This is a genomic window from Undibacterium sp. Di27W, from assembly GCF_049340345.1.
In the GTDB taxonomy this organism is placed as follows: domain Bacteria; phylum Pseudomonadota; class Gammaproteobacteria; order Burkholderiales; family Burkholderiaceae_D; genus Undibacterium.
Map to the genome: position 1 here is coordinate 1 of NZ_JBMPOS010000034.1, position 14,689 is coordinate 14,689.

General features: G+C 44.1%; 15 protein-coding genes and 1 pseudogene. 10 read left to right on the forward strand and 6 right to left on the reverse strand.

Annotated features, from left to right (window positions below; translation table 11 throughout):
* A partial coding sequence (locus ACO0LF_RS30570; RefSeq protein WP_423021061.1) for a transposase occupies positions 1 to 227 on the forward strand: 227 nt, incomplete at its 5' end.
* Positions 228 to 505: 278 nt separating this feature from the next.
* Here the strand turns inward: ACO0LF_RS30570 and ACO0LF_RS30575 are convergent.
* Together ACO0LF_RS30575 and ACO0LF_RS30580 are read right to left on the reverse strand one after the other, a co-directional pair.
* Positions 506 to 799: a putative quinol monooxygenase gene (locus ACO0LF_RS30575; protein ID WP_423021063.1), complete on the reverse strand. Its 294-nt coding sequence runs from the start codon at positions 797 to 799 to the stop codon at positions 506 to 508.
* Between the two features lie 11 nt (positions 800 to 810).
* Positions 811 to 1,341, reverse strand: a complete 531-nt coding sequence (locus tag ACO0LF_RS30580) for a hypothetical protein (protein WP_423021065.1) — start codon at positions 1,339 to 1,341, stop codon at positions 811 to 813.
* A gap of 284 nt (positions 1,342 to 1,625) precedes the next feature.
* Between ACO0LF_RS30580 and ACO0LF_RS30585 the strand changes: the two genes are divergently transcribed.
* The 3 genes from ACO0LF_RS30585 to ACO0LF_RS30595 are packed head-to-tail and all read left to right on the forward strand — an operon-like array spanning position 1,626 to position 4,512.
* The gene (locus tag ACO0LF_RS30585) at positions 1,626 to 2,414 is read left to right on the forward strand and encodes an SDR family NAD(P)-dependent oxidoreductase (protein ID WP_423021067.1); all 789 of its coding nucleotides are present in this window, start codon (positions 1,626 to 1,628) and stop codon (positions 2,412 to 2,414) included.
* Positions 2,415 to 2,419: 5 nt separating this feature from the next.
* Positions 2,420 to 3,526: a porin gene (locus tag ACO0LF_RS30590; RefSeq protein WP_423021087.1), complete on the forward strand. Its 1,107-nt coding sequence runs from the start codon at positions 2,420 to 2,422 to the stop codon at positions 3,524 to 3,526.
* Between the two features lie 32 nt (positions 3,527 to 3,558).
* Positions 3,559 to 4,512 carry a LysR substrate-binding domain-containing protein gene (locus ACO0LF_RS30595; RefSeq protein WP_423021069.1) on the forward strand — a complete coding sequence of 318 codons (954 nt, stop codon included), beginning with the start codon at positions 3,559 to 3,561 and terminating at the stop codon, positions 4,510 to 4,512.
* Between the two features lie 488 nt (positions 4,513 to 5,000).
* Here ACO0LF_RS30595 and ACO0LF_RS30600 read toward each other — a convergent pair whose 3' ends face one another.
* On the reverse strand, positions 5,001 to 6,185 hold the full coding sequence (locus ACO0LF_RS30600; protein ID WP_423021071.1) for a Yip1 family protein: 1,185 nt from the start codon (positions 6,183 to 6,185) through the stop codon (positions 5,001 to 5,003).
* An 85-nt stretch (positions 6,186 to 6,270) separates the two neighbouring features.
* Entirely contained in the window at positions 6,271 to 7,383 is a 1,113-nt protein-coding gene (locus ACO0LF_RS30605; RefSeq protein ID WP_423021073.1) for a DUF4236 domain-containing protein, read from the reverse strand.
* Between the two features lie 663 nt (positions 7,384 to 8,046).
* Here ACO0LF_RS30605 and ACO0LF_RS30610 point away from each other — a divergent pair.
* Positions 8,047 to 8,541 (forward strand): HAD domain-containing protein, encoded by a 495-nt coding sequence (locus ACO0LF_RS30610; protein ID WP_423021075.1) that lies wholly within the window; start codon positions 8,047 to 8,049, stop codon positions 8,539 to 8,541.
* A 2-nt stretch (positions 8,542 to 8,543) separates the two neighbouring features.
* Here the strand turns inward: ACO0LF_RS30610 and ACO0LF_RS30615 are convergent, their stop codons facing one another.
* Positions 8,544 to 8,915 (reverse strand): helix-turn-helix domain-containing protein, encoded by a 372-nt coding sequence (locus ACO0LF_RS30615; RefSeq protein ID WP_423021077.1) that lies wholly within the window; start codon positions 8,913 to 8,915, stop codon positions 8,544 to 8,546.
* 177 nt (positions 8,916 to 9,092) lie between these two features.
* On the opposite strand from ACO0LF_RS30615, the gene ACO0LF_RS30620 reads away from it, so the two are divergent.
* From ACO0LF_RS30620 to ACO0LF_RS30630, 3 genes are all read left to right on the forward strand, one after another.
* The gene (locus ACO0LF_RS30620; protein ID WP_423021079.1) at positions 9,093 to 9,455 is read left to right on the forward strand and encodes a hypothetical protein; all 363 of its coding nucleotides are present in this window, start codon (positions 9,093 to 9,095) and stop codon (positions 9,453 to 9,455) included.
* 88 nt (positions 9,456 to 9,543) lie between these two features.
* The gene (locus ACO0LF_RS30625; RefSeq protein ID WP_423021081.1) at positions 9,544 to 9,993 is read left to right on the forward strand and encodes a hypothetical protein; all 450 of its coding nucleotides are present in this window, start codon (positions 9,544 to 9,546) and stop codon (positions 9,991 to 9,993) included.
* Positions 9,994 to 10,175: 182 nt separating this feature from the next.
* Positions 10,176 to 10,400, forward strand: a complete 225-nt coding sequence (locus ACO0LF_RS30630; RefSeq protein ID WP_423021089.1) for a transposase — start codon at positions 10,176 to 10,178, stop codon at positions 10,398 to 10,400.
* A 1,570-nt stretch (positions 10,401 to 11,970) separates the two neighbouring features.
* Here the strand turns inward: ACO0LF_RS30630 and ACO0LF_RS30635 are convergent.
* A complete protein-coding gene (locus tag ACO0LF_RS30635) occupies positions 11,971 to 12,522 on the reverse strand; it encodes an exonuclease (RefSeq protein WP_423021083.1) in 552 nt (183 codons plus the stop codon).
* Between the two features lie 370 nt (positions 12,523 to 12,892).
* On the opposite strand from ACO0LF_RS30635, the gene ACO0LF_RS30640 reads away from it, so the two are divergent.
* Positions 12,893 to 13,195: a hypothetical protein gene (locus tag ACO0LF_RS30640; protein WP_423021085.1), complete on the forward strand. Its 303-nt coding sequence runs from the start codon at positions 12,893 to 12,895 to the stop codon at positions 13,193 to 13,195.
* Between the two features lie 383 nt (positions 13,196 to 13,578).
* Positions 13,579 to 14,689 (forward strand): annotated as a pseudogene (locus ACO0LF_RS30645) (hypothetical protein); the annotation flags it as partial.

The window sequence follows — 14,689 nt, forward strand, 5'->3', positions numbered from 1 at the left end:
TACGCAGGGCCATTTATACAACCAATGCCATCGAATCACTTAACAGCGTCATTCGATCAGCCACCAAACGCAGAAAATTGTTCCCCAATGATGCCTCGGCCATGAAAGTGGTGTACCTGGCGATACAGCAGGCAGCGAAGAAATGGACCATGCCTATACAACACTGGCGACAGGCACTCAATCGCTTTGATATAGAATTTGGTGAACGCATCAACGCTCACCAATAGTTCCGGGAGGACTTACACAGTTATTTTTACAGGCTCTTTACCTACCTAATTTCCCAAACTCAGCAAGTCTTATTGTTTTGTTCCCGCGTGGTGAAGTTCACGCTATTTTAAAAAAACATCAAATTACTTAGCTACAATCTACTGGGCTCGACAATGTTTCGCATTGCAAAAGTCCGCAGTTGATAACAATAAACCGCTTACAACTACTCATGTATGAAATTTGAAAGCTGAGTTTCTCAAAAAACGCCGCAGAAAAAATCTGCGGCGGTCAATTTTCGTCACGCTATTTGGTGCAATTCGTATAACGCGAAATCCTCAATAATGTGGCCGGCAGTCGTACGAAAAGCTGCGATGTACTGACTCTCCATATGTGCTTGCCAGAGTTCCCGCGTTTCCCATTCCTCTACAAACGTCACTTCGACTTTGTCCCTCGACGATCTGTGCAATTCATAATGCAGGCAACCCAGGCTATTCTTAGTCGCTGCGACTAGTCGCATTTGCTCGGAGATCATAAGCTGCTCCATGCCGCGCTTGGCACGCACATGGGCGACGATGGTCAGTGTATTCTTCATCTCAAATCCTTTCAATGTGGCTTTGCGGGCGGATATTGATCCAAGTCTTCTATTGATGGTCCTCCCTTAAGCCAATTCACTACCCAGCCGCTTTCGAGAATATTCACCGTCTGTGATCCAGCAGGCAGCCAGGCTTCATGTAGCACCCCACCTGGGGCGCGGAAGAAACCACCGTTCTCGACGTTGTAACGTACGCCATTCGAATCGAAGGTATGCGTTCCGCCAACTAGGATGACATGAGTTTCCGCCAAGTCATGGGTATGTGGCTTGATGTGTACTGCAACCGGGGTGCGGAAAAAGATCATTGTCAACTTGGACTTTGGATCGCTGCGAAGCAAAGCATATTCCGGAGATCGGTCTCCGGCTTCCGGAATGGTTTTGATCCATTTTAGTTGGCCAGGATTGATCAGCAGAGGAGCTGTTTCAGTGGCTACAGGCTCGCCAGATTTAACTGGCGCAGCCATCACTTGATACAAAGCACCAGAGAGTATGGCGACGAGCAAGAGTGTTGTACGTGTCTTTTGAAAAAGATTGGTTTTCATTGTAATTCCTCCAGATTATTTAAATGAGGGCAACACCTTGCGCTGCCTTGGCCTGAAGTATGGGAGGCTTGTGTGTGTTTTATAAGCCAATCTCGGGGAATAAGTGTCATGAAGTATCTTCACATATCCTCAACGGCGTAGTGCGCGACTCCTGACACTCCCGCTCGTGAATCAAATTCAAAAGTCATATTCCTTTAGTGCTACTTATCGGCCGAATCGTTAGGGAATATCTTGATCACCAGGGCTAGCGCCTGGAATTTTAAGAATCTTAATGAGGAAAAATCATGGAATTGAATTTGAGCGGTAAAACGGCACTGGTTAGCGCATCTACCTCCGGTATAGGTTATGCAATCGCAACTCAGTTGCTGGAAGAAGGGGCTCGAGTCATCATCAATGGCCGAAGCGAAACGACGGTAGCTCAAGCAGTAGCGACGCTGACCGATCGTTTTGGCGCTGGCCGTGCCCTGCCATTGGTCGCCGATGTCAGTGTTGCTGGCGGAGAGAATATCGCGGCCACCGCATACCCGGAAATTGACATTCTGGTCAACAACATGGGGACCTACGCGCTCAGTGATTTCTTCCTCACCAGTGACGAAGACTGGGAGCGCATGTTTAGCACCAACGTATGGAGCGGTGTACGCCTGGCGCGTACTTACATGAAATCGATGCTTGAGCGCGGTCATGGCCGCGTGATCTTCATTTCCAGTGAAGTCGCACTGACACCAATGGCATCGATGGCGCACTATAGTGCGAGCAAAGCTACTCAACTATCAATATCGCGTAGTCTGGCTGAACTGACTAAAGGTACTGCCGTGACTGTCAACTCGGTATTGCCTGGTCCGACAGAAACAGAAAGCCTGAAAGGCTTTATCGAATCCGTCAACCCTGGTTTGGCATATGCGGATGCGGAACGTAAGTTTATAAGCGAAAACCGTCCTTCTTCCTTGATCTATCGTTTGGCCAAGCCCTCTGAGGTAGCCAATGTCGTCGCTTTTCTTGCAAGCGAACGCGCCGCACTCATTAACGGTGCCGCCATTCGTGCAGAAGGCGGCACGGTGCAGACCATCGCTTGATCGATATGGCATTAGCAAGAATGATAGGGAGTGATATGTTTAGCACGCTAAAAAACACGGCAGCGGCATTGATGGCGGGGTTCGCTCTGGCAGCAGCAAGTCCGGCGATCGCCCAAAACAATGTGATTATCTATGGTCGCATTGCTGGCGGCTTCGACTACATTAGCAAGGTTGCCACAGACAACACTAAGGATGCGACAATGTCACGATACGGTAGCAATCAGTGGGGTACAAGCCTATGGGGACTTAGAATAAAGGAGGAATTAGGAAATGGGCTGTCGGCTGTGGTCAACCTCGAAAGTGCCTTCTCAACTGGCACGGGCGACACTGGGAATGCACTTTGGGGACGCTACTCTGTCATTGGTCTGTCCAGTAACAGCTATGGCACCTTAGTGATGGGCCGAGCAATGGCAATCCCGGATGGAGAGGTTTATGCTATAGATCCCATGGGAATGCAAGCCACTAGTGCGGCAACGCTACACAATAATCGCGCATGGGGGCCGCGCTCTAGAGTTATCACGTACAACTCACCCGATTTGGGAGATGTTTCGTTTCGCGTACAGGCTAGGCTAAACAAAGATCAGGATGCGCCGTTAGGACGTCTTCTGGCTGGTGTAGTGACGTACTCTAGTGGCCCCCTTATGCTGAAGGGGCTGTATGAAGAAGTTCGCGACGCCCAAGATGAATTTAATAGCTTGTATACTGCCTCACGGCTTTACGTTGTCGGTGGCACTTATCAAATAGATGATCTGAAAATTCTTTACGGCTACAGCATGATCCAATCAGGTGCCGGAACTGTTGCTGATCCTGATAATCCCGTTGCGTCCACAAAACAGAAAACTGGTTGGATAGGCCTGAATTATCGAGTAAATAGCCATTTGTCTACGATAGGTGGAATTTACCGTGCAAGCAGGAACAAAGGGGGCGGTGGTGCAACGTTAGCTGCTATCGGTGTCAACTATTCGCTATCGCCCAAAACTATGCTTTACGCTGCAGCGGGCACCGTAGCAAACAGAGCGAATGCTGCGTTCACCAGTGAACTAGGTGGTGGAAGGCCTTTGCCTGGAACAAATCAACGAAATATCTATGCTGGTGTACTGCAATGGTTTTGATATGCTTATAATTCAAATATTGAGGAGCCATTATGGATAGCCGCAGCGGCGAAATGCTGGTTTTTGTAAAAGTCGTGCAGACCGGCAGTTTTTCCGCAACAGCACAGCTACTTAGCCTATCGCCGTCAGCTGTCAGCAAAGTAGTGACACGCATCGAAGAACGGCTCGGCGTCCTTTTGTTTCAACGTTCGACCCGACAAATGGCATTGACCGCCGAAGGCATAGAATTTTACGATAGTTGCGTTCGGATTTTGGACGACATTGACGAGGCAGAACAAGGAATATCGCAGCGCGCAGTCTCCATACGTGGCCTACTCAGAGTAAATGTTTCACTGCCTTTTGGTACGCATTATGTGGTGCCACTTCTGCCAGAATTCTCGAAACGGTACCCAGAAATTGCTGTCGACATCTCCTTGACCGACACAAAAATTGATCTTTCCCGAGAAAGCGTCGACGTAGCGATTCGGATGGGACCGTTGAACGACGGAAATTTTAGGGCGCGAAGTTTGGGTAGAAGCAAGCGTGTCGTCGTAGCGGCACCGTCTTACTTGAGCCGTAATGGCACGCCTGGCATTCCTGCCGATCTGGCAAAGCACTCATGTCTGAATTTTAATTTTCGTCGGTCTTTGGATGAATGGCCATTTATCATCGATAGTCACCCTATTCAGCTTGCAGTTAAGGGTGGCATTATGACCAATAATGGAGAAACCATGCGCCAGCTAACGCTTGATGGGATGGGTGTCAGCCGTCTCGGCATGTTCCATGTCTATGAAGACATTAAGAGTGGAAGACTGATTGAGCTTTTGGCTGGCTACAATGCCGGCGACGTCGAAGATATCAATATCATTTTTAGCAGCCAGCGTCATCTGCCAGCACGTGTTCGCGCGTTCATAGACTTTTTCGTTGAAAAACTCAGCCCCACCATTCTTGAAAGCGGAGGTGTGGACAACTCTCTGCTTCCTTTTTCAAAGTCTAAACTGCTCTGATTTACATTGCAATGTGAGACAGTACTCCGCTTGCGAATGACCTATGATCGAACTGCGTAAAGGTAAATTCGAGAATTGCTTACTTCAAGTGGAAAAAAATATGCCCTAACGGAAATATATGTGGCTACTTTCCAAGAGAAAAGGTGGCTAAGTTGAAATTAGATATGGCGGCTGGTTAAATTACCAATTGGTCGTATTTTTAGGAGAATACGCAAAAGCGCTGTCGACCGCACTACTGTCCACCTCTAGATATTCAAAAGTGCACCGGCCTTGTTCGCTACTGAAATTTTGCGTGTGCTGAGTTCCTGCCATTATTCGCAGCGCGGGGCAGCGGTTTTGGACACAAACGTCTCCTTAGTTGCCCACTCGCCATTCTGGGTCTTTAATTGGGATTTGAAGTGAAAATTTTTACGATTTTGAATTGCTCGTAATTTGCAGATGAACAAATTCTCGAATTAAAGATTCATCTTGTTTTAGAGGGGAATTCATTAAGTCGAATGCTCTATACGCTGACAGGCATCTTGAACGATATCTACAAAATAGGGCTTCATATTTTGTATTCTAATTTTGAATTCGTGAGGTGTCATTTGCTGCATTTTCTTATTTCTTCCTTTTGTAAGGAAAAAAAGATCTGACGCTTGTATGCCGCCCGGGTCTTTTGCACAAACCTGATCTTGTTGACCGCTCACTTCAAGAGTGATTTCTGTATTCGCGCTAATGGAGATAATAGAAAAATGCTGTTCATGCTCTCTCTTCGGTAACCAATCAGAACTAACAATGAACTTATCTTTTGAATCTATTTTCCCAAGTTTCCATTCTCCCATGAACTCAAAGTCCTGCCAAGTTACCGGCCACATTGTCACTAGGCAAATAATTTTATGATCAACAGGATCACAAGATTGTACGACCGCATCAATCGGCGTGTTACGGATACGCTGTATATACTCTGTTTGTGCAGTTTTTGAATGCGATAAATATTCACCGATGAATATCGTAGATGCAGTGCAAGGAATAACAATATAAAAAGTCAGCAGCCCACGGATAATTAGTCGGTTCTTCTTTTTGCTTATACCAGCTAATTCAAATACACGGTTCATCCAAAATATGATGAAAATCCCTAGCGGAAAGACCGTATAGACCATGACCGGGACCCCAACTATACTGAGGCGAACGTGGAACAGCCAACTAATGCCTTGCAGTATAAGGGACGCAATACAATATACGGCCACTGAAATAATGGCGCAGTACAGAGACAATATTTTTGTGAAGTTCAATTCATTTGGCAAGTTTGAAGCCAATTTTACTGCCGCAAACCTACTTATTAAATAGGCGATAACAGTAGCAGCTAGGACGGCAAGACTGATGATCAATAAAACTGAAATATCTAGTTTAGGGTCAACAAATCGCTTGAGATTCCAGGTCCATACCTGATCAATGGGGGTGATCCAAGGTGCTTCTAGACCCGCAAAAAGTATTATTTGTAGAAGAGTGATAATTGCCAGCAGTCCATAACGCACTAGCCATACGTCATGCTTTCTTGAGTTAATCTCTTTACGTGGATTAGTGGAAATTCCTACTTCGAATGCGGTTTTCAATGGTAAGACAAATCTATATTTCCAACTCAAGGTTTTATTTTCTTGTTGAATATCAGGGGGCGTTGTTGGACTTGTCATATTTTTTGCAGATCTATAAATGTGTGCTGTAAAAATTAATGGGAAATTAAATAACTGTTTTGAAGGTATTTACGGTATTGAAGTACTAGACTTTGTCTCGATCAAAAGCATTTTCTATAGGGATTTTTTTTGCGAGAAGAGAAACGGCTTTGGCGAATTCATTTCCGAAACCGCAACGAGAAAGTTGCAATAGTTCATTCAAGCCAGATCGGCTTGTCAGGGATACTTCTTCATAACGACAGATTGGAATTTCTTTATTGTCCTTAAATCGGCGATCAGGCCCACCAGATTTATTAACGTATTTCCAGGTTCGATCTACGATTTCGGCATCTCTGGGCACAGGTTCGCTTTCGACAAACCTCGTCGAATTTACGACTATGTGAAGGTCTTGATAACCAACTGCACCAATGCCGTTTGAGTCATACACTAGGACGCGGTCAGGAAAAAAATGCAAGGTCTGACGACCTACCCCAATCGCGAGGGTCTCAATGTTCGTTTTGACGTAAGGCGGTTCAGATTTGCGGATGGATGTGGTCTTTCTGCGCACCAGGCTGCTTGCACCAGCGTGATATTTTCGATCATGAACTTTACCGGATGCCTCTATATGCCAGGCAATGGAGCAGCTAGCCAACTGACATGCAGTGGCATGCAGTATTCCATAAGCCGCCTCCATATCAGTATCAAAATCGTAAAAAAGGACAACGGTTTTTGCCAGTGCATCTCGAACATAAATAGCGTATGTTCCTAAGCTCATTGCAATGAGTAATATGGTCAATAACCAAGAGGGCCAGTCAGATGACTTTCCAAGCATCAGAACAATTATTGATATTACTGCCGCTAGTGGCCACAAGCGCGTCTTGCGCTGTTTTTGATTTAACTCATCCAGCAACTCGCGTGAAGATGAATGGACTATTTGAGAAACATCTGCTGATTCGATTTCTTCAAGAGGTCCATGAGTACCAGAAGGTATTGGTGGTGATACCTGCTCTGGAGGGGGCTTAATTATTCGTCCTTGAGACTTTGGCGGTGGAAGCGTCGCCAGATAGTATAATTCGCCACCGCCCATGTGCACATAATTGCCTCGGGGACCAGTACCAAAACGTAGGCCCGCGATCCCTGCAGAGACATTGACCCCCGAATTTGACAGGTTAAAACGTAGAGGCCCAACACGAATGCTCTTTCTTAAATAGAATCCCATTAATTCAACCTCACTAGTTGCACGCAAACTGCGGATACATTGCCTGTCGGATTTCGACGATTTTTTGTTGAAATGGTTTATATCTCAAAGATTGATGCGATAGATTTGTCAGATATGGCTTCTGTGCAAAGAGCAATATCCCCGGCAAAGTGCTTAAACATGGCATGCAAAATTCAGCAAAGGAATCATCGAAAAAATGCGGCATGTAATAACTATCCAGATTTATTGATAGTGCTTAATGTCAATTAACCCGGATGGGCTAAGCCAAAACGGCTGATATTATTAAATAATAAATTATAAATATAATAATGTCTAAAGTATATCTTTTTATATGCGCCGACAAATGCATTTTTGAAAACAATTGTTAATGTCGATTTAAACGAAGTGATCTGCGACAAAACAGAGACGCTTAATGAGAAACTCTGATGCACCGAAAGTGCAGATCCCAGATACTCACAGTCCTGATGCAATGAAAGAAATACTCTGTGTAATTGAGCGCTATAATTTGTTTGGACGTCGTAAAGCTTTGGTTGAGTCAACTTTAGAATAAAGGGATTGAATTTCGCATGACCTTAGACTAAAGAGTTTATCGCTACAAAAAATTTCGCGGCGTGAACGCAAAGCTGTCTTCAGCGATTTCATAATGAATCAGAATACTGTAGGATGCGCGCCCTGACACTTTCTTATCAGCAGCGACAACAAATGATTCTGTTTTTAGATTTTGATGGCGTATTACATACTGAGCCATGCCATGATGAGACTCAATTATTTTCATGTTTGCCTCGACTAGAGGCGATGCTTCGTGATTTCCCTGAAGTAGATATCGTTATCTCCAGTACCTGGCGCGAAAGCCGTTCACTTTCTGAACTTCAATCGTTTTTTTCACACGATATAGGCGCACGCATCATTGGCGTTACTCCATCATGGAGAGACATCCCAGGTATTGTTGAAGTGATTGGGTACCAACGCCATGCCGAGATCGAAGCGTGGATCAGAAATTCTGAAATGCCATGGCAGCAATGGATAGCTGTCGACGACAAATCTTATTTATTCAAACCATTCTTGCCAAATTTAATCAAGACTAACTCATCAACTGGTCTGGATCAAACTGCAATTGCGAGCCTGAGACTGCGACTTGAGGCAGCCGTCCGGAAATAGTTTCAGCCATGTCTCTGAAAATATAGCTTCACGAAATCGGTAAGAAACAACCTGTCCTTCACCTTCAATTTGCTCAAGTAGGTGGCGATAATCTCGGACTCTGGTGTTTGCACTAGTGCTTTCTCTTCCAGCAAATCCGCAATAGCAATATTCAATTCTTCCGACAAAACCTCCAACATCGCCAGCGATGGCGAATGGACGCCTCGTTCCAGCCGTGAGATTGTTTCAACTTCCACTCCAACTCGTGCAGCGAGCTGCTCCTGGGTCAATCCCAAGTTCTTTCGCCTGGCCGCCACATTTTTGCCGATTCTAGAGGGAAGTTGAGAAGGTTTTCTTTTGGTCACGACATTATTTGCCGGTTGTTTAGTCGACAAATATGGTCTGCTCTTTACCTTCAAACAAGAAGGATGTAATATGTTGATTGTAAACAAGACAAATAATATCTATATTCGATGAATGATTCACATCGATTAATGACTTAGTGTGTTCTGTTGGTCCGCGACTTGGGATTTCCAGCCAGTGCCAGAAAATGAACGATGAAGGAGGTTCGCATGGACTCAATTGAATGCCCTGACTGCAAACACCAAGGCACGCCACATCTTTGGCATTACCAACCATTTTTCTTGGGGAAAATACGCTACCAAAAGACCCAGCATCAATGCCGGATCTGTGGCAGTGTCATGTATGAATCTGGTGGCCAAATAACAGGGTTTGGTTGGCTTTGCCTGATAGCGTTGGCTTATTTGCTCGGGGTCTATTTTCTTCAGCGGGCGTTCCCAGGCTTGGGCTTGAATCTGGGGAATGTGTTTAATCCCATTATTAATATTTTTATCTTCGGCTTGCTTTTTCTTAGTGTGCGAAAGCTCATCCAGTTTTTAAGAAGAAATAACAGAAAGCCTCCTCCTAAGCACTAGACTAGTATCTTCAATGGCTCCTGCTATTTGGCGGCGAAACCACAAATAGAATAATTAGATCGATTTACAGAAGTCGCAATACGTATTTATGATTACCACCAATAATTCCTATCTGAAGCAAAATTTTTTCGCTTCAGAGGAGCATCCTGTCTACCACTGGCGTTGTGTAGATCTGGAAATAAATTCTCCTTACTATTTTTTAGAGTACATTCAAAAAGAGAATTCCTCGCGTCTTTCGGCGCGTAAGATTGTTAGCGACCTTGCTGACTTGATAGAAATGTGTCAGGCCATTAAGCGGGATGCGAAGTTGCAGTTGGTCAGAATCTCTTTGCTGTCACCAAGTTGGCTGAACAAATCTCACATGTGGGAGTTGGCTAGCCTATCGGAAGTTCATTATGGAAATTTTGGGCAGAAGGAACCCTGGGTGCAAATATTTAAACTGCAAGATGGCCGGCAACTTTTTGATCCAAGCCTTAAGTTGGATATAGAAGACGCACAGGAAGTTCATTGCCAATTTTTAGTAACCGAGTACATGTAGTTCAAATTCGTGGATAAATTAAGACCAGATTATTTTAAGCACGGCGCATTTTGAATCGTGTGTACTGTCAATGTGATTTGCTGGCAATCTGCCTTTGACCAATTCAGGAGGGAAATTTGCCCCGCTTCGTTGGATGTGAATGGCTACAATGGCAGTCGAAGTCAATTCCGAAATTGATAACCATGTGCTTGGTGGACTTGTCGCGCCTTCTTAGAGGCTGTTGCGAAATTAAAACGACTGAAAAAAGTGCTGTTAACTTTTCATGGGTGGTTGAGCGTTCGATTGCCTGGCTTCATTCTTACCGTCGTCTAAAAATGCGTTATGAAAAACTAGCTATGACACACGAAGCATTTCTTTCGTTGGCTTGTTCTCTCATTTGCTGGAATTTCCTTAAACCTTTAATTTAATTTCGCAACAGCTTCTTAGTTGATTCGGACAAGTCGCGCCACAAATTACATTTATCGCGCCATCTATTGCGCCAATTAGTCTGAGCGAGATTGGTGTTGTTACCAATTAAGCAAAGTTGCAACGTTTATCTATTTGGAAGATAAACTTGGTAAATTTGAATAATCTCTGTATACATTCACTAATTTAAAATTCAATGTAAATGCTGGGAATAGGATTGGAGGCATCATTGTAGGAACAACTGGGCCGCTAATCAAAATTTGCATTTCCTACGCTATTTGGAATGTAAATAGAACGAAGGTACAATATCACTATTGTTAAACCTCCTGCAATTCGCGCATTTGTTGAGGACATGACCGATAATTGGTCTTCAATCTATTGGGCAGGCAGAGTAATCGGTAACTCTGATCAGTGGGGCAACGGTAACAAGGTTGGTGCTCTGAACCAACCCTTTCAAAAGGGGAAGCTAAAGAGAGGCAGCGGACACCTTGGGTCTAACAGATTTTATTTGGAACGGCTGCTAGCAATAGTAGCAGTTTTGCATTTTTAGAAATCTTCCAATTTCTGCTCATCATACAGGCCAAATAGAGCAGCATCAAAAAAAGTGGGTATGATTGTTCCGCATTGGTGATGGACAACCCGGACAGGACCGGCCATCGCGACGGTTAAGAGCCTCCTGTGTTTCAACTTAGCAAAGCAAAGTCCGCCTACTGGCGGATTTTGTCTTTGTATGCGACATTTTATGAGACTCAATCCGTTGACGGAAAAATGGTCGCGCAACTATTACATAGTTTTTGACTTGAATAGATTACGTGCATATTGGCTCAAATTCTGCCCGGCCATAAAATCAATGCCAATAAACTCGCCACATGTTCTTCCCAACGGGTAGGGTCATCTGAAAAGACGTGTGCAAAAGGCGAGTGTTCAATTTCAGAAGTATTGTTTAAATTCCGCAAGAAATACCAAAACGCCTGACCAAATAGTGATCGCTATGGAGGGCATCGAACTACCAGATGAAAATTTCAGTCATCGATTTTTATTTGAAATAACTGTCGATCACCAAAGGCATCAACTCCTCCAATAGTTGGACCTTGAGTACAACGGATTTGCTCTACCTGAGCACGGGATTCGATCTGATAACGATCGGCTTTGTTTGGCGGAAAACCAAGTTCTGCAAATAGGTTTGCGTCACGCTGGTGATGTGCCGGATTTTCGTATCAACTTTATTCATGTATTTTCTTTGTATCTACATTGCCATGGTTCAAAAGTGCCCGAGAGATCGGTGCAACATGACAAAAAAATAAAAGCCGCTAATAAGAACACTCAATTATGGTTATGATTGCGTCACCGAAGCCGCTTAGGTATTTTACCGAAAGCCTGCCAAAGTCCGGAGCCTCGGAAAGGCTTAGCTGCTAGCGAGCATTGAAACAAGCTAAGCGCCGCCACAAACCAAGTTTGTGGTTTCACCTGGAGTGGAATAACCAAGAGAGTTGCTCGTGTATGAAGAACGCTCCCAGATGTCATTTGAGAGCTTTCTTTTTTCTGGGGCTGCACAGAATAAATCCCAGCGCCTTACTTCCTATTTTCTTTCAGCATATTGCAGAACAAGGCTCCCTGCTCAATTGCGTCGTCAAGCGCGATATGGGTATGAGGCAAATCATCGAACCAAGTTTTAGGCATATATTTTTTTGCGCTTTTCTTAAAATCTGACTTCATGAGTGCCATAGCAAACGACTTCATGTCCAAAGCTGAAAAACTGAACGGACTCTCGCCAGCATATCGAATCAAATACCAATAGACAAACATAAAATCGAAGCCCGCAGGAAAGGCCACAAAAATCGGTTTGCCAGATAAGGACTTGATCCAGATAACGTAACGGGTCATCGCAGCCTCCGGCGATTCCAGATTCGACCGACACGCCGCCCAGGCTTCTGGTTGAGTGAGCCACCATGCTGCAGTGTCGGGAGCTGCTGATGCGCCAGGCAATGTTCCCAAATTAGCGGTGAAGGTGCCAATCAAATTTTTATCCGCTGTATACGCGGCTGAGCCAAAACTGAGCATGGAGTATGGTCCAGGAATTGGGCCATCTGATTCGACATCAGTACTAATATAAATTTCTTGCAATTGAATCCCTTCAGAGATTTTAGTGATGTTATGACAATAAATAAGCACATTCCAATATTATTTTTTTTAAAACGCGGCAAACCATAAGAGTTACGCTATTTTCAATAGTATCGAAAAGGAATGTGGCAGAAAAACATTAATGCATGGACCGATCTGAATATTGTTTGAACGATAGTCGCTTGCTGATCAGAAAAGGCAAATAAAAGCTAGGTCATCGGCAGGCTGGTTCAGGTAAGCATCAAAGAAACACTGCGCTAAAAAATTCATGCTGTCGTATCACTATTTTCGATACGCAAAACTTGGATTTATTTGATGTATAGTTGATATGATATGAAATAATCATTTACCTACTTACTAATGAGTCTTACTTATGCAGCGTGCTCTTGAACGTTTCGGCGTTCCAGAAGAAAATTTGAAGGCAGCAAGAAAATGGGCCGAAAAGCAGAATATTGAAATTTTTCTATGCTATGTACCTACGCGCAAGGAAGTGGCTAAATTAAGTCCGAAGAAAATCACTAAAATCCTAGTGAATTGGATGTGTCACAGTCCAGTCGAAATTATCCCTAGTAAAAGCCAGATCATCGAGGTCAGGAACATCCTGCTCTCGCGTGAGGATGCAGACACACTCAGCAATGTAATAACGATGTGCAATTACTATATTGCAAACGACTAAATTTCCGTTATTCTGAAAAGTATAAAAAAAGCAGCCCAAAGGCTGCTTAAAAACGGAACCAACATCGAGGAGATGTACGATTTAACTATAGCAGTCAGGTATTACAAATCAATGACTTCTTGTCGTATTTGTTGCGTAGCAAAAATAAGCGTCAGTTTTCAGACAATTCATTTCAAAAGTCACACCGAATAAGAAAATTTTTGCTATACATTCTTATATAGTCATTAACAATAAATTTTTTTGGACATTCTGCACTAAGTGTAATAACTAACGTGTAGTACTTATGTATTAGAAATAATGGCGTTTTTTAACGCCTGAGATATGGCCGTTCGATTATCGTACGATCACTTTTTCGACAATACCCAGAATGTCTATTTAAAATCGTGACTACCTCAAATTTCATCGCATCAATCAGGAAATGGGCTCAAGAACATGCTTTTTTGAGATACAGCTTCACGTTTATTGTCGGATGGTCGGTTATCGTTTTTATTCTGATTATGGCCGTCTGGCGTACGCACTATTTCACAATAGAGCAGGACAAAAAATTAGTTCGATCAAATGCCCTGAAGGATGTTGCATCGCTTTCACGAGCTTATGCACGATATCTTACTCGCACGATTGAACAAATCGATCAGGTTAGTATGCATGTGAAATATGACTGGGAACATTCCAGGCACTCATTAAAGTTGGAAGAGCAACGATCCCAAGGACTATTCATCGCCCCTCAGTTTGAACTGGTCGCCATTATTGACGCTAAGGGCAAGCCAGTTACATCCACTGTTCCCATCGAAAAATGGCAGGACACGACACTACGGGAGCAGTTTTTCTATCATCAAAACAATAATTCCAGTGCCATGCAGATTGGACTTCCTGCTGTTATCAACAGTTCTGGAAAGTTGGTCATACAATTTACCCGCAGATTGGAGGATGCTGATGAGGCATTCGACGGGATGGTCGTTATCTCGGTAGAGCCTTCCTATTTTTCTTCTTTTTACGACAGCCAAAGCCTGGGTAAAAGTGGCTTAATCGCTATTCTTTCAAGCGATGGCACTGTCGGCGCGTCAAGGCTAGGAGATGTTATTCCGTTTGGCGGAGGCAGTGTATTCGCGCAAGATATTCAATTCAACACGTCAGTTGGAACAGGGCATTTTTCAGGCTCATCTACCTTCATCGATCAGCAATCACGTATCCTCGGCTGGCAGAGTCTTGAAGCATTTTCTCTAACTGCTGTCGTTGGCTTGGATGAACAAGAATTGTTTGGTACTTATGAAGCCATCTGGGCGCAAGCAAAAAAGACTGCTGCCACCACAACAATCGCATTGCTTCTATTTGGCTCAATTGCCATATTTCTATCAACCAGACTTGCCTGGAAAAAGTATCAGGCCAAGCAGGTTCGCGACACTTACCGGCTTGCGACAGAAGCGACCGACGAGGGTTTCTATATGATGAATGCGCTCAGGGATGTACACGGAAAAATCATCGATTTTCAAGTAG

Coding starts and splice junctions, on each gene's coding strand:
- ACO0LF_RS30595 (WP_423021069.1), top strand. CDS start 3,559: ATGGATAGCCGCAGCGGCGAAATGCTGGTTTTTGTAAAAGTCGTGCAG.
- ACO0LF_RS30620 (WP_423021079.1), top strand. CDS start 9,093: ATGGACTCAATTGAATGCCCTGACTGCAAACACCAAGGCACGCCACAT.
- ACO0LF_RS30625 (WP_423021081.1), top strand. CDS start 9,544: ATGATTACCACCAATAATTCCTATCTGAAGCAAAATTTTTTCGCTTCA.
- ACO0LF_RS30600 (WP_423021071.1), bottom strand. CDS start 6,185: ATGACAAGTCCAACAACGCCCCCTGATATTCAACAAGAAAATAAAACC.
- ACO0LF_RS30605 (WP_423021073.1), bottom strand. CDS start 7,383: ATGGGATTCTATTTAAGAAAGAGCATTCGTGTTGGGCCTCTACGTTTT.
- ACO0LF_RS30640 (WP_423021085.1), top strand. CDS start 12,893: ATGCAGCGTGCTCTTGAACGTTTCGGCGTTCCAGAAGAAAATTTGAAG.
- ACO0LF_RS30585 (WP_423021067.1), top strand. CDS start 1,626: ATGGAATTGAATTTGAGCGGTAAAACGGCACTGGTTAGCGCATCTACC.
- ACO0LF_RS30575 (WP_423021063.1), bottom strand. CDS start 799: ATGAAGAATACACTGACCATCGTCGCCCATGTGCGTGCCAAGCGCGGC.
- ACO0LF_RS30630 (WP_423021089.1), top strand. CDS start 10,176: ATGTGCTTGGTGGACTTGTCGCGCCTTCTTAGAGGCTGTTGCGAAATT.
- ACO0LF_RS30610 (WP_423021075.1), top strand. CDS start 8,047: ATGCGCGCCCTGACACTTTCTTATCAGCAGCGACAACAAATGATTCTG.
- ACO0LF_RS30580 (WP_423021065.1), bottom strand. CDS start 1,341: ATGAAAACCAATCTTTTTCAAAAGACACGTACAACACTCTTGCTCGTC.
- ACO0LF_RS30590 (WP_423021087.1), top strand. CDS start 2,420: ATGGCATTAGCAAGAATGATAGGGAGTGATATGTTTAGCACGCTAAAA.